Origin of the sequence: Longimicrobium sp. (assembly GCA_036377595.1) — a bacterium.
Taxonomy (GTDB): domain Bacteria; phylum Gemmatimonadota; class Gemmatimonadetes; order Longimicrobiales; family Longimicrobiaceae; genus Longimicrobium.
The window spans coordinates 12,865-34,042 of the sequence record DASUYB010000015.1 but is presented as its reverse complement, the minus strand read 5'-3'; the positions used below and the strand labels follow the sequence as shown (position 1 = coordinate 34,042).

Sequence of the window (21,178 nt, the reverse complement as noted above, 5' to 3'; positions counted from 1 at the left end):
CAACGCGCGGGGTTGGGCGCGGCGAGGAGAATCTATATATTTCCCGCGCCCTGGAGGGATGGCAGAGTGGTTGAATGCACCGGTCTTGAAAACCGGCGGCCGCAAGGCTCGTGGGTTCGAATCCCACTCCCTCCGCTGTGAAGTGATGCGAGAAAGGCTCCGCGCGTGGCGGGGCCTTTCTCGTTTCCCGTGCTTCACCTCGGAGCCGCGGCTCTTCGTCTCATCACGCCGACGGAAACCAGCGGCAGGTCCGGCTCCGCGCCGCATTCGGACGAGGCGATGGTGCGGACCCGCTCGGGCGGGGTGCTGTCCATGTCGATGCGGACCGAGAACCAGCAGTCTCCGGCCTCGTGGACGAACTCGTTCGCGGAGTAGGCCGTTCCTTCCTCGTCCTCGTCCATCTCGGGATCGACGTCGAGGTTGGCCGCGGCCCGTCCGGCCATCTCCCGCGTCTTCCCGCTCTGCTTGTTGCGCACGACGAAGCGGTAATCGATCTCGTCCTCCTTCCGCCAGCGCACCGCGACCGTCTGCTCCACCACGCTGTCCGCGACCGCGAAGACGGCACTGTCCAGCGCGGGGGCGGAAGTGTCGGTCGCCGCGGGAGCCGTGTCGCGGACCGCTTGATTGGCTGGCGATGAAGGCGCGGCGGCGGGTGGCGGCGCGGCATCCTTCTCCTCGGGCGCCCGCGGCTTGTCGCATCCGGCGAACAGGACGATAGCGAGTGTTACGAGGGGAAATCTCATCGTCATCGACATCGCTTTCATCGTCGAGATGGATTGAAAGTGATCGAGCGAATTCGATCAACGAAGCGTGTCTCAGGCTGCGATTCGCAAGATTCTTCGAGCAGATGGGGACGAGGGCGAGCGGGAGCGGCGGGGAGGCGTTATCATCCGCCATCACACTTTCGAGATTTGGAACCCGGGACGGAGAACCGCTTTCGTGAACGTCGGTCTGAATTCGCTGCGCGCCCGCATCCCCTCACTCCCCGAGAGCCCCGACGACGTGGCGAAGCTGCTGGAGGAGCGCGGCTTCCGCGTCACCCGCGCGGTGCCGCTGTCGGAGATGCTGCGGCCGGTCGTGGTGGCGCGCGTGGAGAGCGTGACGCAGCATCCCAACGCCGACCGCCTCAAGGTCTGCAGCGTGGACGACGGCACCGAGCAGCGCCTGCAGATCGTCACCGGCGCTGACAACGTGCAGGCGGGCGCATCGTACCCTCTCATCCGCGGCGGCGTCACGCTGCCGGACGGGCGCAAGATCAAGCGCGGCAAGCTGCGCGGCGAGGTGTCGGAGGGGATGCTCGGCTCCGCGGACGAGCTGGAGCTCGGCACCGACCACGAGGGGCTGTACACGCTGCCCGACGGCTTCGCGCCCGGCACGCCGCTCACCGACGTCATCCCCACCCCCGGCGTGGTGTTCGTGCTGGAAGGGAACGGGGAGATCGATGACGTGGTCGCGAAGCTGACCGGATCGGCGGAACAGTCCGAAAGCAGCTGAATAGCGCGTTCTCAAGGACGCGATCCGCATCCCGCGCTCCCCCTGAATCGCGAGGCCGACCATGCGCCGCATCCGTGTTCTCGCCATCTGCTCCGCGTTCGTGCTGATCGCCGCGTGCGAGGGGTTCATGCACGTGCGCGGGCGCGTCGTCGACCCGATGGGGAACCCCGTCCCGTACGCGACGGTGTCGACCCCGGCGACGCAGGAGACGGTGCAGACGGACAGCGCCGGCCAGTTCGACATCATGTACTTCGACAGCTGGTTCGCGCTGGGCACGCACGTGCGGGTGGACGCGGCGGGATTCACGTCGGTCCGCAAGTTCCTGCGGCGCAACACGGCGCCCACCAGCAACGTCCTCGTCCTCCGCGCCGACACCACGCGCTCGTAGGGATCACCGCGATCGTGAATTCGCCCCGGCACGCCGTCGTGCCGGGGCGAATCTTCAGGCGTTCTCGCCTGGCTGCCTGCTACTCGGTCCGGATCTCCTGGATGAGGATCTCGGCGCTCAAGTCGAGACCTTTCGACAGGCGGCGGATCATCGGCAGCGTAAGCGCCCGCTTTCTTGACAGCACCTCTGATACTCTGCCGCGTGACCCAATCATCGCTTCGAGGTCGCGTGGCCGGAGATGCTTCTGTTCCATCCGCACGCGAATCGCCTCGATCGGATCAGGTGCGTCAATGGCCCAATGCCGCGCCTCGTATGCCTGGATGAGCGTGACGAGAACATCCAGCCGATCGCCTTCCAGGGTCCCCGGGACCGCATCCATCAGCGTATCCACTTCGGCCAGAGCAGCATCATAATCCGCTTCCGTGTGGATGGGCCGAATCGTCATCTGCATCAGATCGTCTCCGCGTCGATGTCGTCATACTCCTCGTGCGTCCCCACAAACCGCACGTAGACGACGCGATAAGGGTAATTGATCCTCACTACGAGCCGGAACTTGTTCCCGCCGATGTTGAAGACAACTCGATTCCCGGCGATGATGCTCGCATCCCCGTAGGTCGCTTTCACGTCGGCCGGGGTCGCCCAGTCTTTTTCTTCAACAGTACTGTGCCAGACCTGGAGAGGCACCTTGGCTTCTGCGCCACGCGGATGCGTCTCCCAGAACTCGCGAAGGGTTCTCCTTGAGATGATCCGCATGCTCTAAATCTAGGGTGCTCCCGCTGTGGGAACAAGTCGCGCCAAGATGAATCGCTTGGGCACGCCGTTCGCGCGCCGGGCGAATCTTCAACTCGTACCAGATCTCACCAAAGAAGGCTCTCACAGAGGACACAGAGGTCACGGAGGAGTTCGTTACTGTTCTCCGTGACCTCCGTGCCCTCTGTGAGAGCAAATTAGATCATAAAGGTGAGCGTCAGAACACGCCCTCGCGCACCGTCGCGGGGGAGGGCTTCTCCTTCAGGGCGATTACGTTGGCGGTGTCGACCGGCTCGTTCTCGGGGAGGGGGACGTCGCCCTTCTCCTTGCCCAGCTGGAAGATGCTCTTGAGCCGCGCGAGCGTGCCCGACCCCTCCACCGCCGTGCGGTCCTCGGCGTAGTAGTCGAACCACGGCAGCCCGGCGCGCGTGTACTCGGCCGAGGTGGGCGGCACCGTGGGCGGCTGCTGGCCGGTGACGGAACGCCACACCAGCGAGTTGGCGATGTGCGCGAAGCAGCGGCTGCTCGTGCGCAGGTCCCAGTCCTCGAACTTGTAGCGGTCGTCGTAGATCTCCTGCTTCATCCGCCCGCCCGCGCCCAGCCCCATCTCTATCGACGCGGGCGCGGCCGCCGCGGCGAACATCTTCGGCGCGGCCGGCACCGGCATCTCCCGCCGCGCGGCCAGGATGCGCTCCCACGCCTCGCGCTTCATCGGATAGACGGCCAGCTGCAGCCCGCCGTGCTCGGCTTCGCCCGTGACCTGCTCCTCGGCGGTGTAGCCGGCGCCCAGCGGCATGGCCACGAACTGGCGGATGTATCCCTTCTCCACGCAGTAGCCGTCGAGCCACGGCTGCCCGGGGACGGTGACGTAGTCCTGCGGCCCGCGGTGCAGCCCCTCGCGCCACTGCTCGCCGGTGACGGCGTTGATCTTCCCCGTCGCGATCTTCACCGCGAACGGGTAGCCGGTGGGCGAGCGGAAGTTGAGCCAGAGCGCCTCGGCCTGGTACATGGGCAGCATCACGCCGCCGTGGCGCCGCCAGTCTTCGGGGACGCGCCCGGCGAAGTCGTCGACGTGGCGGAGCGGGAAGCGGCCCAGCCCCGGCGGCAGCGGGTAGTTGCGCCCGTCGTCGGGGATGCGGAGCGTGCGCTGCAGCTCGATCTCCACCCGCGCGTCGGGGTGCACGTCGGGGAAGGAGAAGGCCAGCACGTCGTCGCGCAGCTCGATCATCTCGGCCTCACAGGGGACAGGGGACAGGTTACAGGGGGACAGCGGGCGGTTGCTCCCGCATCCCCGCCTCGACACCGCACTCACGCACTTTCGCACTCACCACTCTCCGTCTCGGACCTCGCGGACGAGGCGGAGAACGGCGTGGTCGGGGAGGTCCTTCAGCTCGCGAAGGAGCGCGGCGAAGAGGAGCGGCCGGCGGCGGATGACCTCCTGCAGGTCGCTCGACACCTTGCCCGCCAGCGCCAGCGCCACGTCGGCGTCCACCTCCAGCTCCGCGGCCAGGCGCCGGAGCGTGTCCTCGCTGGGCGGCGGCGTCTCGTCGCGCTCCACCTTGCTCAGGAACGACGGCTCGACGCCCACACGCTGCGCCACCTGCCGCAGCGAGTACCGCCGGTCCTTCTCCCGCAGCGCTTCGCGCCGCTCGCGCAGGAACTCACCCAGGCTTGCCATGTCATGTAGTATGTACTAAACGGTACACGATATCAAGGCTCCGAACGGAGGGGCCGAGGGAGGCAGCCGGACAAGCCTTGACAACCGCGGGTGAATGGAAACGGTTGACGGAGCAGGGGGATGAAATTAGCGTGCTGAAAAGCGACTTCCAGCTTTATCTTCATGTTCCGCCTAGCGCCGTTTCTCCCCCCTTTGATCAGGTAAAATTCTCGCCCTGCTTGAGCATCTCCTCACCTCACTGCCACGCCGGGGCATGGTCGCACCCCGTTCCGCCTTCGCGCGGAGCGCGGCTCTGCGCCCCTGAAGGCCTTTCTTCCGGAGCGGAGGTATGACGACTGATCAAATCACGGATGAGGGCAAGGCCCAAGCGCTGTCCCTGGTACTTGGATTTCCGGCCCTGTTCACTACGCTGGTACCTTGGTTGTTTCAGAATGTCGCCAGGCTCGATCGCGGCCAAGGCTATGCCTTTGCTGCCTTGGTGTTTGCTTCGTTCGTCGCCGTGTACTTCATCTTTCCACTGGGTTTCGTCGCCCTTCAAGGCCTACGTATGGGCATCTGGCGGCGGTGCGCAGTTGTAGTGCTTTCCTGTCTTCTCTCCGTTCTGGTGTCAGGCATCTATTACTTCGGTCCAGCGTGGTGGGTGGTTGTGGCGCTGATCGCCGACGTCCTGTTCCTCTGGTTCTTATTCCGGAACTGGAAGCCCAAGTCGGACGACAGCGGAGATTCGGACGTATTCACGGTCGTGAGTCCGGCAGGGGCCGCAGACGCATACGCAGCCGCGCCAACTCGCGGCGACTCCGTCACCGCCAACGGGACGACGGTCGCTGATTCCGGCGCCGCGGGTGGCGGATTACTCGACCTTTCGCTCGACTCCGATACGTCCCAGACCGATCCCGGCCTCGCAATGGTCCCCGATAGTTCCCCTCCGCCCGGTGGTTCCGGCTCATCGACCGGCAAGCTGGGCGAACGTGCGCGGAAAGGTGCGCGCCGCGTGTACAGAGTTGTCGAGCAGAGCCCTCGGTATGCGTTTCCCGCTCTGCTCCTTGCTCCCGTGGCGGCGATCCTATGGCTGTGGTTGTTCCCTCCGAGCACATTGAGCGATTTCAAAGGGGGTTTTGCGCTGAGCCCGGTCGTGCACAGGGCCGGGCGCCAGTTGGACGACGCGCGGGAGAACTGGCTGCGCGAGGTAGCGGTGATCCGGCTCGCCTCGGACGACTCTCGCCCCACAGCACCGCGGCCCGGTTCGGCTGAAACGCCGTTTTCGCTTGCCGCCCGGCTTGTTCGCGAGAGCCGCGCGCACCGTGATTCAATGCGCGCCATGCTCGAGGTGCCGGTGGGTGCGCAACGTGGCGTGGGGAGACGGCTCGTAGCTCACGACAGCGCAAGTACGGCTAGGCTTGGGTTGTTGATCTCCGCGTTGAACCCAGACGCCGCGCCGTTGGGCCTGGCGCTCGACAGCGTGGACCGGCTCGCCCGGCGGGGTTCCGACGCCGGCGAGCGCTCTAACGCAAAGACGGCAGCCGGGATTGCGAGCGGCACCGCGGCCACGGCCGAGCGTGGGCCCACGGCGGAACGGACAGAGGTGGGGGCTGGAAGCCAGGTTGCCGACGCACAGTTGAGGTACGCCAACCGCCGCGTGCAATCGGTGCTTTATCTGTCAGACATTTACGACATCAAGACCAAGTTCGCTCGCAATCATCTCGCCCGTTTGTACAACTCCGTGCGGTTCAGGGCCCTGTTCATCGTGACCGCCAGCGTTGCGTTGCTTCTGGTTGCATTTTTCTATGAGTTCGGTCCGGGTAGCACCAGCACTGCGCTGCCCCGATCCGCGAGTGAGGACAGCCAGATTAGGCGCAATTCCTATCAGCTGGGCTTTGCCGTGCTGCTCTTCATGCTCATCCCGCTGGTAAAGCCCATCAAGCCGGAGGACATCGATCCCGCCCACCCGCTCGACGCGTTCACGCTGGCGCAGTGGCACCTCCCCAGCTTCGTCTCTGCCACGGTGACGGGAACCGACACCTATCGATACACGAACACATCCCTGGAGCGATTACGAGAACTCGAGCAGCTCCGGGCGACGAACAACGTTGAGCGGACCAATAACACGATTGTGCTTGTCGACACGGTACCCGCGCACGACACGGTGCGCATTGTCTCGGAGGACACGATCATCGACCCGGAGCTCCGAGCGAGAGTGGAAACCCTTAGCAACAACGTGGCCGCGTACAAGCACACCGTCGACAGCGTTGGGACCGTCCTGCAGCGGCGGGTGGGAGCAGTGCTGACCGAGCTACGCGATTCAGCGGGGAGTAATCAATGATTCACAGTCGTGTGATGGTGGGGCCGCTTGAAACGTGGCTGCTCGTGGCTACCCTGGCCTGTCTCGGGTGTGCTGCCGCCCCGGCTCGCATTCATGCACAGGATACCGACAGCGCGTATTTCGGAAAGGCGGCGCAGTTGTACGGTCACCTGCTGGCGGGCGTGCGCTCGGTGGCCGTCTATGACTCGACGCGGCAGGCCCGGCAGATGCAAGAGCAGCGTGACAGTCTCAGGCGTCTTGAGGCGTCCGTGTCGAACCGTCCTGGACTGGGGAGACTTCATGACAACCTGCGCGACCTGCTGACATGGATGAATTCGGGCGCAGCACCCGACCGTGACACAAGCCTGGTCATGGAGGATGTGCGGACGGCGGCGGGGGACGCCAAGATCCTGTCCCAGAGAGTCGCCCGGCGTGTTGGGATGTCCCAGGCTGTGGCGCAGATGCGTTTCGCCTTGCAGACGCACAATCATCTCGGTCTTCTGTCGCTGTATCAGGAGTTCCTGGCGGCCCGTCAGGAATGGGAGTTGGGCCGAATCCGGGAGTTCATTACGCGAACCGATCAGCGACTGCGGCTGAACGATTCGCTCACGGTGGTCCGGATCAACGCGATTCTCCACATCGTCGGCTTCGAGGGTAGCATTCAGGACTGGCAAACGTCGACGATGAGTTCCTCGTCGGTGTGGTTGGGCCCCGTCGTGTACACCAACCAAGCCGCCGGAGGTGGAGTGCTGATGCGCAAGCGGCGGTGGGTGGCGGCGCTGGAAACCGCAGTAGACGCAGGAGGCTCCGAATCTCTGGCGGCGGGCGTCTCCCTGGGCCGGGACGTCGGCACAGTCTCCGCCCTCGTGGGCGTGCTACTCACGCGTGCCGGTGCGCTGCAGGGAGCGGGCGCGGCCACACTCGTCCTCCGCCGCTTCCCGGGGGTCCAGCCCGGAGTCACCCTCACGAGCCGGGGAGCCGTCGGGTTGAAGGTCTTCTTCCGTCCGTAGGCAGTAATTCGCCGCGCGTGTGAACTGTTCTTCGCAACTTCGTGACTGGCCAGAAGTGCAGCCGCAACGGGCCGCAGGGGAGCCACCGGGTTACTCTGCGGCCGTCCTTTCTGCCGGCTCCTCAATCGCGTGAGTCACCCATCATGGCCTTGGTTGCCTGATCAAGGAAGGCCAGTGGAAGCCTTGTGCACCGGTGTCGCGGACTCCATCGTCCTGGCGCGGCTGTGCACCATGTGTTTGGAATGATCAGGGGGCAAACTGCTGCCGTCGCAGGCCCATGGTTTGCGTCTTCCGTTTCCGCTCATCCCGCGAACCCGCGATCCGCGCGGCCTCCACGGCCTGAGCCACACCCCGGAAGTTCGTGCGACCGGGGCACTTACGCGCACGGGTGGGACTCGCCCTTCCGTGCGCTTCGCACGATCAGCGCACAGCCAGGAACGACAGACCCTGTCCCGCATCGCCCGGGGACGTACATCAGCGCAGCACCGACCGCCGGCCCGTCCGCAGCCCGGACGGAGCGGCCAGGAACTCGTTCCGTGATCCACATCTCCACCGCAGGAGCATGACCGTGCCGAACGGTGACGACCGCCCCATGGACGCGACCCCGCAGCCGACCGCGGACGACGGCGCACCCCGCCGCCGCGCGCGCCGCGCCGCGCCGCCTCCCGCGCCCGAGGCCGGCATCCTATCCCCCGAAGCCGTCGAGGCCGTGGCGCCCTTGCCCCCGGCTCCCGCGGGCCGGCGTCCGCGCGGCCGGGTGAACCGCGCCGCCGCGCCCGTGGTCTCCGACACCGAGACGGTGCCGGTGCCCGCCCGCCGTGCCCGCCGCGGCAACGGCGCCGCGTCGGCCGTCGCCGAGGCCGCGCCTCCCGCGCGCCGCGCCCGCGTGCGCGGCAACGGCGATGGCGAGGGAGACGGCGGCGAGCGCGGCGAACTGCGGCGCCTGTTGATGGCGCTGCGCGCCGTGCGCGCGGGCGACTTCTCCGTGCGCCTCCCCGACTCGGTCGACCCGCTGCTGGGCGACATCGCCGCCACCGTCAACGACATCGCCGCGCGGCAGGAGAAGTTCAGCTCCGAGGTGGCGCGCGTCTCCATCACCGTGGGCCGCGAGGGGCAGGCCACCGACCGCGTGAGCCTGGGCGAGGTGAGCGGGGGATGGGCGACCACGGTGAACGCCATCAACTCGCTGCTGACCGACCTGATGCAGCCCACCACCGAGGTGGCCCGCGTGCTCACCGCGGTGGCGCGCGGCGACCTCAGCCAGAAGATGGCGCTGGAGATCGCCGGCAAGCCGGTGCAGGGTGAGTTCCTGCGCATCGCGCAGACGGTGAACACCATGGTGGACCAGCTCTCCGCCTTCGCCAGCGAGGTCACGCGCGTGGCCCGCGAGGTGGGGACGGAGGGCGTCCTGGGCGGCCAGGCCGAGGTGCCGGGCGTCGCCGGGACGTGGAAGGACCTCACCGACTCGGTGAACCAGATGGCCGGCAACCTCACGGCCCAGGTGCGCAACATCGCCGACGTGACCACGGCGGTGGCGCGCGGCGACCTCTCGCGCAAGATCACTGTGGAGGTGAAGGGCGAGGTTCTGGAGCTGAAGAACACCATCAACGTGATGGTGGACCAGCTCTCCGCCTTCGCCCGCGAGGTCACGCGCGTGGCCCGCGAGGTGGGGACGGAGGGGATCCTGGGCGGCCAGGCCGACGTGCCGGGCGTGGGCGGCACGTGGAAGGACCTGACCGACGCCGTGAACTTCATGGCCGGCAACCTCACCAACCAGGTACGCAACATCGCCCTGGTGACGACGGCCGTCGCCAACGGCGACCTGTCGCAGAAGATCACGGTGGACGTGAAGGGCGAGGTGCTGGAGCTGAAGAACACCATCAACGTGATGGTGGACCAGCTCTCCGCCTTCGCGTCGGAGGTGACGCGCGTGGCCCGCGAGGTGGGGACGGAGGGGATCCTGGGCGGGCAGGCCAACGTGGAGGGGGTCGCCGGCGTTTGGCGCGACCTGACCGACAGCGTGAACTTCATGGCCGGCAACCTCACCAACCAGGTGCGCAACATCGCCATGGTCACCACCGCGGTGGCCAACGGCGACCTCAGTCAGAAGATCACGGTGGACGTGAAGGGCGAGGTGCTGGAGCTGAAGAACACCATCAACTCGATGGTCGACCGGCTCTCCGTCTTCGCCGACGAGGTCACGCGCGTGGCCCGCGAGGTGGGCACCGAGGGGATCCTGGGCGGCCAGGCCGAGGTGCCCAACGTGGGCGGCACCTGGAAGGACCTGACCGACGCCGTGAACTTCATGGCCGGCAACCTCACCAACCAGGTGCGCAACATCGCCATGGTCACCACCGCGGTGGCCAACGGCGACCTGTCGCAGAAGATCACCGCCGACGCCAAGGGCGAGATCCTGGAGCTGAAGAACACCATCAACGTGATGGTGGACCAGCTCTCCGCCTTCGCGTCGGAAGTGACGCGCGTGGCCCGCGAGGTGGGAACCGAGGGGCGGCTGGGCGGGCAGGCCGACGTGCCCGGCGTGGCGGGCACGTGGAAGGACCTGACGGACTCGGTGAACTTCATGGCCAGCTCGCTCACCAACCAGGTGCGCGACATCGCCCTGGTCACCACCGCGGTGGCCAACGGCGACCTCTCGCAGAAGATCACCGTGGAGGTGCGCGGCGAGGTGCTGGAGCTGAAGAACACGATCAACACCATGGTCGACCAGCTCTCCGCCTTCGCGTCCGAGGTCACCCGCGTGGCCCGCGAGGTGGGCACGGAAGGAAAGCTCGGCGGCCAGGCGCGGGTCGAAGGCGTGGCCGGCGTGTGGCGCGACCTCACCGAGAACGTGAACCAGCTGGCCGGCAACCTGACCGTGCAGCTGCGCGACGTGTCCGCCGTGGCCACGGCCATCGCGAACGGCGACCTGACGCGCAAGATCACGGTGGAGGTGCAGGGCGAGATCCTGCAGATCAAGGAGGTGATCAACTCCATGGTTGACCGCCTCTCCATCTTCGCCGACGAGGTGACCCGCGTGGCCCGCGAGGTGGGGACGGAGGGGGTGCTGGGCGGCCAGGCGGAGGTGCCGGGCGTCGCCGGGACGTGGAAGGACCTCACCGACTCGGTGAACTTCATGGCCTCGAACCTCACCGGGCAGGTGCGCGACATCGCCCAGGTGACGACGGCGGTGGCCAACGGCGACCTGAGCCGCAAGGTGACGGTGGAGCTGAAGGGCGAGATGCTGGAGCTGAAGAACACCATCAACACGATGGTCGATCAGCTCTCCGCCTTCGCCGCCGAGGTCACGCGCGTGGCCAAGGAGGTGGGGACGGAAGGGAAGCTGGGCGGCCAGGCGCGGGTCGAAGGCGTCGCGGGCGTGTGGCGCGACCTGACCGAGAACGTGAACCAGCTGGCCGGCAACCTCACCGTGCAGCTGCGCGACGTGTCGGCCGTGGCCACGGCCATCGCCGACGGCGACCTGACGCGCAAGATCACCGTCGAGGCGCAGGGCGAGATCCTGCAGATCAAGGAGGTGATCAACTCGATGGTCGACCGCCTCTCCGTCTTCGCCGACGAGGTGACGCGCGTGGCGCGCGAGGTGGGCACCGAGGGCGTGCTGGGCGGCCAGGCCGAGGTGCCGGGGGTGGCGGGGACGTGGAAGGACCTCACCGACTCGGTGAACTTCATGGCCTCGAACCTCACCGGGCAGGTGCGCGACATCGCCCAGGTGACGACCGCCGTGGCCAACGGCGACCTCTCCCGCAAGGTGACGGTGGAGCTGAAGGGCGAGATGCTGGAGCTGAAGAACACCATCAACACGATGGTCGACCAGCTCTCCGCCTTCGCCGCCGAGGTCACGCGCGTGGCCCGCGAGGTGGGCACCGAGGGGATCCTGGGCGGCCAGGCCAACGTGGAGGGCGTGGCAGGCGTGTGGCGCGACCTCACCGAGAACGTGAACCAGCTGGCCGGCAACCTGACCGTCCAGCTGCGCGACGTGTCCGCGGTGGCCACCGCCATCGCCGACGGCGACCTGACGCGCAAGATCACCGTCGAGGCGCAGGGCGAGATCCTGCAGATCAAGGAGGTGATCAACTCCATGGTCGACCGCCTCTCCGTCTTCGCCGACGAGGTGACGCGCGTGGCCCGCGAGGTGGGCACGGAGGGGAGGCTGGGCGGCCAGGCCGAGGTGCCGAACGTCGGCGGGACGTGGAAGGACCTCACCGATTCGGTGAACTTCATGGCGTCCAACCTCACCAACCAGGTGCGCAACATCGCCGACGTGACCACGGCCGTGGCGCGGGGCGACCTGACGCGCAAGATCACCGTGGACGTGAAGGGCGAGATCCTGGAGCTGAAGAACACCATCAACGTGATGGTGGACCAGCTCTCCGCCTTCGCGTCGGAGGTGACCCGCGTCGCACGAGAGGTGGGAACGGAGGGGGTGCTCGGCGGCCAGGCGAACGTGCCCGGGGTCTCGGGGACATGGAAGGACCTGACCGACTCCGTGAACTTCATGGCGAGCAACCTCACCAACCAGGTGCGCAACATCGCCGACGTGACCACGGCCGTGGCGCGGGGCGACCTGACGCGCAAGATCACGGTGGACGCCAAGGGCGAGGTGCTGGAGCTGAAGAAGACGGTCAACACCATGGTGGACCAGCTCTCCGCCTTCGCCAGCGAGGTGACGCGCGTAGCGCGCGAGGTGGGCACGGAGGGGAGGCTCGGCGGCCAGGCGAACGTGCCCGGGGTGGCGGGAACGTGGAAGGACCTGACCGACAACGTGAACTTCATGGCGAGTAACCTCACCTCGCAGGTGCGCAACATCGCCGACGTGACCACGGCCGTGGCGCGGGGCGACCTGACGCGCAAGATCACCGTGGACGTGAAGGGCGAGATCCTGGAGCTGAAGAACACCATCAACGTGATGGTGGACCAGCTCTCCGCCTTCGCCAGCGAGGTGACCCGCGTGGCGCGCGAGGTGGGCACCGAAGGCGTCCTCGGCGGCCAGGCGAACGTGCCGGGGGTGGCGGGGACGTGGAAGGACCTGACCGACAGCGTGAACTTCATGGCGAGCAACCTGACCAACCAGGTGCGCAATATCGCCGTGGTGACCACCGCGGTGGCCAACGGCGACCTGAGCCAGAAGATCACGGTGGACGTGAAGGGCGAGATCGCGGAGCTGAAGGACACCATCAACGACATGGTGGACTCGCTCCGCGTCTTCGCCGACGAGGTGACGCGCGTGGCCAAGGAGGTGGGCACCGAGGGGAAGCTGGGCGGCCAGGCCGAGGTGCCGGGCGCGGCGGGAACCTGGCGGGCGCTCACCGACAACGTGAACGCCATGGCCAACTCGCTGACCGCGCAGGTGCGCGCGATCAAGGACGTGGCCATCGCGGTGACCAACGGCGACCTGACGCGGACGATCACGGTGGAGGCGCGCGGCGAGCTCGACGAGCTGAAGCGCAACATCAACCAGATGATCGCCAACCTCAAGGAGACGACGGAGCAGAACGCGCAGCAGGACTGGCTGAAGACCAACCTGGCCAAGTTCAGCCGCATGATGCAGGGGCAGAAGGACCTGGAGTCGATCTCGCGCCTCATCATGTCGGAGCTCACTCCGCTGGTCGGCGCCAACCACGGCGCCTTCTTCCTGGCCGAGGAGGACGGCGGGATGCTGCTGAAGCTGATCGCCAGCTACGCCTACAAGCACCGGAAGAACGTCTCCAACCGCTTCCGCCCGGGCGAGGGGCTCGTCGGCCAGGCGGCGCTGGAGAAGAAGCCGATCCTGCTTACCGGACTCCCCGACGACTACATCGTGATATCCAGCGGGCTGGGCGAGGCGCCGCCGCGCAGCATCATGGTGATGCCGGTGCTGTTCGAGGGCGAGGTGAAGGCGGTGATCGAGCTGGCCTCGTTCAACCCCTTCTCGCAGATCCACCAGGTGTTCCTGGACCAGCTGGCCGAGAGCGTGGGCGTGGTGATCAACATGATCGCCGCCAACATGCGCACCGAGGAGCTGCTGGAGCAGTCGCAGAAGCTCACGCAGGAGCTGCAGAGCCAGTCGAAGGAGCTGCAGAGCCAGCAGGAGGAGCTGCGCCGCACCAACGCCGAGCTCGAGGCGCAGGCCCGCACCCTCAAGGCCAGCGAAGAGGCGCTGCGCGACCAGCAGGAGGAGCTGCAGCAGGTCAACGAGGAGCTCGAGGAGAAGGCGAGCCTCCTGGCCGAGCAGAACCGCAAGGTCGAGCAGAAGAACGCCGAGGTCGAGACGGCCCGGCGCGAGCTGGAGGAGAAGGCCGAGCAGCTGGCGCTCAGCTCCAAGTACAAGAGCGAGTTCCTGGCCAACATGAGCCACGAGCTGCGCACGCCGCTCAACTCGCTGCTCATCCTGGGCCGGCTCCTGGCCGACAACAAGGACGGGAACCTCAGCGAGAAGCAGGTCGAGTACGCCAACACCATCCTGGCCAGCGGCACCGACCTGCTGAACCTGATCAACGACGTCCTCGACGTGTCGAAGGTCGAGGCGGGGAAGATGGAGATCAACCCGACCGACGTGTACCTGCAGGACGTCGCGGGCTACGTCGACCGCTCCTTCCGCCCCGTGGCCGAGCAGAAGGGGGTGGCGCTGGTCGTCAACCTCGAGCCCGATGCGCCCGAGACGCTGTGGACCGACGGGCAGCGGCTGCAGCAGGTGATCAAGAACCTGCTGTCGAACGCCTTCAAGTTCACCCACGAGGGAAGCGTCACCCTTACCGTGCGCCGGGCCGACAAGAGCCGCCGCTTCGGCAACCCCGTGCTCGACCAGGCCGACGAGGTGGTGGCCTTCGCCGTGGCCGACACGGGGATCGGCATCGCGCGCGACAAGCAGAAGATGATCTTCGAGGCCTTCCAGCAGGCCGACGGCACCACCAGCCGCAAGTACGGCGGCACCGGGCTGGGGCTCACCATCTCGCGCGAGATCTCGCGGCTGCTGGGCGGCGAGATCCGCGTGGAGAGCGCCGAGGGCGAGGGGAGCACCTTCACCCTCTTCCTCCCGCGCGAGTGGCCGGGCGAGCCGCACGGCTACCACCCCGACGAGGACGACGACGACGGCGGCGAGGGGAACGGCAACGGCGGGCGCGGGCCTTCGCCGGTGGCGGCCACGCCGGCGCCGGCCCCGTCGCGCACCCGCCGCGCGCGCCCTCGCCCCGCCGAGGCCGAGCCGGCCGCCGGCGAGGGGCCCACGGTGGAGCGCCGCCGCCGCCCGCGCGAGCCCGAGGCGGTGGGGATCCACGACGACCGCTCGTCGATCGAGCCGGGCGACCGCGTGGTGCTGATCATCGAGAACGACCCGGCGTTCGCGCGGATCCTGCTGGAGATGGCGCGCGAGAAGCACTTCAAGGCGCTGGTGGGGCTCGACGGCGAGACCGGGCTGGAGCTGGTGGAGGAGTTCCATCCCGACGCCGTGACCCTCGACATCGACCTGCCGGGGATCGACGGATGGACGGTGCTGGACCGGCTGAAGCACTCGCCCGCGACGCGGCACATCCCCGTGCACATCGTGTCGGGGATCGGCAAGCGCCAGCGGGGGCTGCGGCAGGGTGCGCTCAGCTACCTGGAGAAGCCGGTCAGCAAGGAGGCGCTGGACTCCGCCTTCGAGCGCATCTCCACCTTCCTGGCCGACGGCGTCAAGCGGCTGCTGGTGGTGGAGGACGACGAGACGCAGCGCCAGAGCATCATCGAGCTGGTGGGCGAGGACGACGTGGAGATCACCGCCGTCGCGTCGGCCGAGGAGGCGCTGCGCGAGCTGGCCGAGAAGCACTACGACTGCATGGTGCTGGACCTGGGGCTGCAGGGCACCGACGGCTTCAAGCTGCTGGAGCAGGTGAAGTCGAACGACGCCATGCAGGACCTTCCCATCATCATCTACACGGGGAAGGAGCTGTCGCGCGAGGAGGAGACGCAGCTCCGCCGCTACGCCGAGACCATCATCCTCAAGGACGCCAAGAGCCCCGAGCGGCTCCTGGACGAGACCGCGCTCTTCCTGCACCGCGTGGAGGCCAAGCTCCCCGAGCAGAAGCGGCGGATGCTGGAGCGGCTGCACAGCAGCGACAGCGCCTTCAGCGGCAAGAAGGTGCTGATCGTGGACGACGACGTGCGCAACATCTTCTCGCTGACCAGCGTGCTCGAGGGGCAGGGGATGGAGGTGGTGTTCGCGGAGAACGGGAAGGACGCGGTCGACGTGCTGCGGGCCAACCCCGACATCGACATCGTGCTGATGGACGTGATGATGCCGGAGATGGACGGCTACGAGACCACCCGGGCCATCCGCGAGATGCCCGAGTTCGCCGAGCTCCCCATCATCTCGCTCACCGCCAAGGCGATGAAGGGCGACCGCGAGAAGTCGATCTCCTCCGGCGCGTCGGACTACATCACCAAGCCGGTGGACACCGACCAGCTGCTGTCGCTGATGCGGGTGTGGCTGTACAAGTGACGAGTGCCCAGTGCTCAGTGCCCAGTGCTGAGTAGGGGATCGGGGAGGGTGATGCGGACGCTTGCGCGGCGTCCGCATCACCCCGCGGGTCGGAATCGCGGGGCGATGTCCGCCCGTTCGCGCCGATGCCCGGGCGGGAGTCCGCGAAGGCGGACTTCGGGCCGTTGTAGCCTCGGGTTTCAACCCGGGGTAGACGGGGGCGGGCAAGGCATCCTGTTCACCGTGGCCGAATCATCCCGGTGGAAACAGGTTGAATGCCCGGATCACCCGCGGGTGGGACCGAGCACCATCATCGCCCGTGATCGACCCGCGGTAGACGAGAGGGGACGGCGAGGTCGCTGCGGGTTCACCTCGCCCCAATCGATGGGAACCGAAGGGAAATCGTCCCGCCGAACGGGGTTCGCGCGACCGAACGGCAGGAGGATTGCGCAGTGCGCCTCTCCGGCACGCGCGCGCATGCGGCGGCGCGGGAACTGATGAGGCACACCACGAGACACACGGATCGCAGTGGCGGCCACGGAGAAGGAGGCGAGCAGCAGCACGGCGGCCGAGGGCGAGCGGCTGAAGCGGCGGCGCGGCGACGCGGGCGGCGCGCTCCGCGGCGGGGGCGGGCTGCCCGACACCCCCACCGGCTACTCGCCCGAGCTGGAGCGGGTGGAGATCCAGGTGCTGCTGGAGGCGGTGTTCCGCCACTACGGCTTCGACTTCCGCTCCTACGCCTACTCGTCGCTCAAGCGGCGGCTGTGGAAGCGGATCTCCGACGAGGGGCTGAAGACGGTGAGCCAGCTGCAGGACCGCATCCTGCACGACGTGGACGCCATGGAGCGGCTCCTCCTGGACCTCTCCATCAACGTCACCGCCATGTTCCGCGACCCCGGCTTCTACGCCGCGTTCCGGAGCCGCGTGGTGCCGCTGTTGCGCACCTATCCGTTCATCCGCATCTGGCACGCCGGGTGCTCGACGGGCGAGGAGGTGTACTCGATGGCCATCCTCCTGCAGGAGGAGGGGCTGTACGACCGGACGCGGATCTACGCCACCGACATCAACGAGGTGGTGCTGCATCGCGCGCGGGCCGGGATCTTCCCGCTGGAGAAGATGCAGGAGTACACCGAGAACTACATCCGCGCCGGCGGCACGCGGTCGTTCAGCGAGTATTACACGGCCATGTACGACGGCGCCCTGTTCAGCCCCTCGCTCACGCGCAACGTGGTGTTCTCGCAGCACAACCTGGTCACCGACGGCTCGTTCGCCGAGTTCCACGTGATCCTGTGCCGCAACGTGATGATCTACTTCGACCGCGAGCTGCAGAACCGCGTGCACGACCTGTTCTACGCCTCCCTGGTGCAGCTCGGCATCCTCTGCCTGGGCAACAAGGAGACGCTCCGCTTCACCACCTACGAAGACCGCTACGAGCCGCTGGACGTGAAGGAGAAGATCTACCGGAGGGTGGCCTGATGTCGGGGCCCACGCAGGGGTTCCGGCTGATCGCGGTGGGCGTGAGCGCCGGCGGGCTGCTGGCGCTCCGCACGCTGGTGTCGGGCCTCCCCCCCGGCTTCGACATCCCCCTGGCCATCGTGCAGCACCGCAGCCGCGACTCGGAGCTGCTCTGCGACCTGCTGCAGGAGTGCTCGCGGCTCGACGTGGCCGAGGCCAGCGACAAGGAGAGCATCGCCCCGGGGCGCGTCTACGTCGCTCCGCCCGACTACCATCTCCTGGTCGAGCCGGGATACTTCGCGCTCAGCACCGACGAGCCGGTGCGCTTCAGCCGCCCCTCCATCGACGTGATGTTCTCGTCCGCGGCCGACGCCTACGGGGTCGACGTCATCGGCATCGTGCTGACCGGCGCCAACTCCGACGGGGCGCGGGGGCTGAGGAAGATCGTGGACCGCGGCGGCCACGCCATCGTGCAGGACCCGGCGACGTCGGAGGTGCGGGTGATGCCGCAGTCGGCGCTCAAGGCGGTTCCCGAGGCGTGCGTGCTGCCGATGGAGGAGATCGCGCCGTACCTGGCGGGGATCGAGGGGCGCCGCATGCCGCCGTGCCGGAAGGGGGCCGCATGAGCGCGCCGCGCGCCCGCATCCTGATGGTGGACGACCGCCCCGAGAACCTGATGGCGCTCGAGGCCATCCTCGAGCCGCTGGGGCACGAGCTGGTGCGCGCCGCCAGCGGCGAGGAGGCGCTGCGGGCGGTGCTGCGCAAGGACTTCGCCTGCATCCTCCTCGACGTGCAGATGCCGGGGCTGAACGGCTTCGAGACGGCGGAGATGATCAAGCGCCGCGAGCGCTCGCGCTACACGCCCATCATCTTCCTCACCGCCATCAGCAAGGAGGACGAGTTCGTCTTCCAGGGCTACTCCGTGGGCGCGGTCGACTACATCTTCAAGCCCTTCCACCCCGACATCCTGCGCTCCAAGGTCTCCGTCTTCATCGACCTCTACCTGAAGACCGAGCAGCTGCGCGACCAGGAAGAGCGGCTGCGCCGCAGCCAGCGCCGCGAGCTGGAGCTGGAGCACCGCGCGCGGATCATGGAGAGCGAGGCGCGGATGGCCGAGATCGTGGACTCGGCGCTCGAGGCCATCATCACCTTCGGCGACGACCGCGTGGTCACGCTCTTCAACCAGGCCGCGCAGGAGATGTTCGGCGTCTCCGAGGACGACGCGCTGGCGGGGACCATCGACCGCTTCTTCGCCGGGTTCGGCGAGGTGGAGCTCGAGCGGGTGTGCAAGGAGACGCGGAGCACCCCCGAGCGCCGCGGCGGGCAGCGCACCCAGCAGGCGATGGCGCTCACCGGCCGCCGCGCCGACGGCGCGGAGTTTCCCGCCGAGGCGTCGATCAGCTGCCTGGCGCTGGAGGCCGAGCGCGTGTTCACCGTGATCGCGCGCGACGTCTCCGAGCGCAGGCGGGCGGAGGAGGCGTTGAAGCAGCAGGCCGTCTCCCTCGCGCGCACCAGCGAGGAGCTGAAGCGGGTGAACGAGCAGTTGCAGGCGCGGCAGATGGAGCTGGAGGCGGCCATGAGCGCGCGCAGCCGCTTCTACGCCTCGATGAGCCACGAGCTGCGCACCCCCATCAACGCCATCCTGGGCTACAGCGCGCTCCTCCTCGACAACATCTACGGCCCGCTCACCCCCGAGCAGGCGCGGGGGATCGAGCGCGCCAACAAGGCGGCCAAGCATCTCCTCGAGCTGGTGAACGACATCCTCGACCTCTCCAAGATCGAGGCGGGGAAGCTGGAGCTGGAGATCCAGCCGGCGACGTTCCCCGGCGTGATCCACGACCTCTTCGTCACCGTGCGCCCCCTGGCCGACGAGCACGGCTCCGAGCTGGCGCTGGAGTACGCAGGCGAGCCGGTGACGGTGATCACCGACCCGCGCCGGGTGCGGCAGATCCTGCTCAACCTCCTCTCCAACGCCATCAAGTTCGGCGAGGGGAAGCCGATCACCGTGGCCTGCCGTGCGCGCGACGACGGCGGCGTGGAGGTGGACGTGACCGACCGGGGGATCGGCATCCCCGAGGACGACCACGAGAAGATCTTCGACGAGTTCGTGCAGCTCTCCCAGCCCAACCAGCACCAGGGGACGGGGCTGGGGCTCCCCATCTCGCGCCGCCTGGCCAAGCTGCTGGACGGGAGCCTGACCGTGGCGTCGCGGCCGGGCGAGGGGAGCACCTTCCGGCTGGTCCTTCCCGCCAAGGTCAGCGAGGTGGGCGGGGTGCCGCTGATCGACTTCCCCTCGCCCAACGGCTTCGCGGCGCCGCAGGTCGACGCGGCCGACCTGCCGCCGCCGCCCGAGCTCCCCGCCGCTGCGGAGGCGGGGACGCAGGAGCCCGCGCGGCGGAAGAAGGACCGCATCCCCCCCGGCGAGGCCGAGGGCGAGCCCGCGCCCGAGGAGCCGACCGTGCACGTCGTCCCCTGATCTCCTCGAAAGAATGACTCACACGGAGGGAACGGAGGTAACGGAGGAACTGAACGCGATCGGAGGTTCTCCGTTCCCTCGGTTCCCTCCGTGTGAGATTCTTCAGTTCAGGAACATGGGAATGCACGGTAAGTCCTGAGAGCGGTATGACTGTTCCTTTTTCGAGATCGAGTCATAATGCGCCGGATCTGGCGGCTGTGATCGTAACAACCTCCATCCACGGACGTGACAGGGTCGTTACAACCGGCCGGTAGAATCACCCCCGAACCCGAAGGAGGTGATCCTTGCCGACCGCCACGGCCCAGCCGCATCTTCCCGGCGCCCCCGACCAGCTGATCGGTGTCGCCGGCTCCGCGCGGCCCCATACGCCCACGATGACCAACGCCCACATCCTGGTGGTCGACGACGAGCCCGACATCTCCGCGCTCGTCGCCTATCACCTTGCGCGCGAGTCGTACCGGGTGCGCACCGCGTCCAGCGGCCCCGAGGCCATCCGCGCCGCCGAGCTGGAGCGGCCGGACCTGGTGGTGCTGGACCTGATGCTCCCGGGGATGTCGGGGCTGCAGGTGCTGGAGGAGCTGCGCAGGCGGCCGGAGACGCAGGAGATCCCGGTGATCCTGCTGACCGCGCGGCGCGAGGAGCAGGACCGCATCACCGGCCTCAGGCTCGGCGCCGACGACTACGTGGCCAAGCCGTTCTCGCCGCAGGAGCTGATCCTGCGCGTGGGCGCGGTGCTGCGCCGGGTGCAGCAGGCGCCGCCGGCGGGAAAGGGCGGCAAGGTGGTGCGGGTGGGCCCCTTCACCGTCGACACCGGCGCCGCGCGGGCCGAGGTGGACGGCCGCGAGCTGGACCTGACGCCCACCGAGTACCGCCTGCTGCTGACGCTGATGGAGCGCCGCGGCCGCGTGCAGAGCCGCCGCCAGCTGCTCGAGGCGGTGTGGGAGGTCACGGCCAACATCGCCACGCGCACGGTCGACATGCACGTGCAGCGGCTCCGCAACAAGCTGGGAGACCAGGCCGAGTGGGTGGAGACGGTGCGCGGCTTCGGCTATCGCTTTCGCACCGACCCGCCGCGCTGACGCAGGCGAGTTGCGAAAGTGCGAGGTGCGAAGGTGCGAAAGTACCTTCCGGCGCGTACGCAGGTGACAAGTCCAAGGGCCGGGAGAATCGACGGGATTC

General features: G+C 67.8%; 14 protein-coding genes and 1 tRNA gene. 10 read left to right on the top strand and 5 right to left on the bottom strand.

The window, feature by feature from the left end:
• Window positions 1–52 precede the first annotated feature (52 nt).
• Window positions 53–135, top strand: a tRNA-Ser gene (locus VF092_02260).
• Between the two features lie 59 nt (window positions 136–194).
• Here VF092_02260 and VF092_02255 read toward each other — a convergent pair.
• On the bottom strand, window positions 195–743 hold the full coding sequence (locus VF092_02255) for a hypothetical protein (protein HEX6746109.1): 549 nt from the start codon (window positions 741–743) through the stop codon (window positions 195–197).
• Between the two features lie 196 nt (window positions 744–939).
• Here VF092_02255 and VF092_02250 point away from each other — a divergent pair, with 196 nt between their 5' ends.
• Together VF092_02250 and VF092_02245 are read left to right on the top strand one after the other, a co-directional pair.
• A complete protein-coding gene (locus tag VF092_02250; protein HEX6746108.1) occupies window positions 940–1,494 on the top strand; it encodes a hypothetical protein in 555 nt (184 codons plus the stop codon).
• A 61-nt stretch (window positions 1,495–1,555) separates the two neighbouring features.
• Window positions 1,556–1,882, top strand: a complete 327-nt coding sequence (locus VF092_02245; GenBank protein ID HEX6746107.1) for a carboxypeptidase regulatory-like domain-containing protein — start codon at window positions 1,556–1,558, stop codon at window positions 1,880–1,882.
• 79 nt (window positions 1,883–1,961) lie between these two features.
• Here VF092_02245 and VF092_02240 read toward each other — a convergent pair whose 3' ends face one another.
• The 4 genes from VF092_02240 to VF092_02225 all read right to left on the bottom strand — a co-directional run bounded on the left by VF092_02240 (window position 1,962) and on the right by VF092_02225 (window position 4,310).
• Window positions 1,962–2,333 (bottom strand): transcriptional regulator, encoded by a 372-nt coding sequence (locus VF092_02240; GenBank protein HEX6746106.1) that lies wholly within the window; start codon window positions 2,331–2,333, stop codon window positions 1,962–1,964.
• Entirely contained in the window at window positions 2,333–2,635 is a 303-nt protein-coding gene (locus VF092_02235; protein HEX6746105.1) for a type II toxin-antitoxin system HigB family toxin, read from the bottom strand. The genes VF092_02240 and VF092_02235 overlap by 1 nt, the downstream gene beginning before the upstream one ends.
• 214 nt (window positions 2,636–2,849) lie before the next feature.
• Window positions 2,850–3,860 carry a hypothetical protein gene (locus VF092_02230; GenBank protein HEX6746104.1) on the bottom strand — a complete coding sequence of 337 codons (1,011 nt, stop codon included), beginning with the start codon at window positions 3,858–3,860 and terminating at the stop codon, window positions 2,850–2,852.
• A 96-nt stretch (window positions 3,861–3,956) separates the two neighbouring features.
• Window positions 3,957–4,310, bottom strand: a complete 354-nt coding sequence (locus VF092_02225) for a helix-turn-helix transcriptional regulator (protein ID HEX6746103.1) — start codon at window positions 4,308–4,310, stop codon at window positions 3,957–3,959.
• A 328-nt stretch (window positions 4,311–4,638) separates the two neighbouring features.
• On the opposite strand from VF092_02225, the gene VF092_02220 reads away from it, so the two are divergent.
• The 7 genes from VF092_02220 to VF092_02190 all read left to right on the top strand — a co-directional run bounded on the left by VF092_02220 (window position 4,639) and on the right by VF092_02190 (window position 21,078).
• Window positions 4,639–6,630: a hypothetical protein gene (locus VF092_02220; protein HEX6746102.1), complete on the top strand. Its 1,992-nt coding sequence runs from the start codon at window positions 4,639–4,641 to the stop codon at window positions 6,628–6,630.
• Window positions 6,631–6,674: 44 nt separating this feature from the next.
• Window positions 6,675–7,619 carry a hypothetical protein gene (locus tag VF092_02215; protein ID HEX6746101.1) on the top strand — a complete coding sequence of 315 codons (945 nt, stop codon included), beginning with the start codon at window positions 6,675–6,677 and terminating at the stop codon, window positions 7,617–7,619.
• Window positions 7,620–8,187: 568 nt separating this feature from the next.
• A complete protein-coding gene (locus VF092_02210; GenBank protein HEX6746100.1) occupies window positions 8,188–16,089 on the top strand; it encodes a HAMP domain-containing protein in 7,902 nt (2,633 codons plus the stop codon).
• Between the two features lie 507 nt (window positions 16,090–16,596).
• The gene (locus tag VF092_02205; GenBank protein HEX6746099.1) at window positions 16,597–17,544 is read left to right on the top strand and encodes a protein-glutamate O-methyltransferase CheR; all 948 of its coding nucleotides are present in this window, start codon (window positions 16,597–16,599) and stop codon (window positions 17,542–17,544) included.
• On the top strand, window positions 17,544–18,149 hold the full coding sequence (locus VF092_02200; protein ID HEX6746098.1) for a chemotaxis protein CheB: 606 nt from the start codon (window positions 17,544–17,546) through the stop codon (window positions 18,147–18,149). Before VF092_02205 ends, VF092_02200 begins: the two co-directional genes overlap by 1 nt.
• Window positions 18,146–19,999 carry an ATP-binding protein gene (locus tag VF092_02195; GenBank protein HEX6746097.1) on the top strand — a complete coding sequence of 618 codons (1,854 nt, stop codon included), beginning with the start codon at window positions 18,146–18,148 and terminating at the stop codon, window positions 19,997–19,999. Before VF092_02200 ends, VF092_02195 begins: the two co-directional genes overlap by 4 nt.
• 284 nt (window positions 20,000–20,283) lie before the next feature.
• Entirely contained in the window at window positions 20,284–21,078 is a 795-nt protein-coding gene (locus VF092_02190; GenBank protein ID HEX6746096.1) for a response regulator transcription factor, read from the top strand.
• Window positions 21,079–21,178 lie beyond the last annotated feature (100 nt).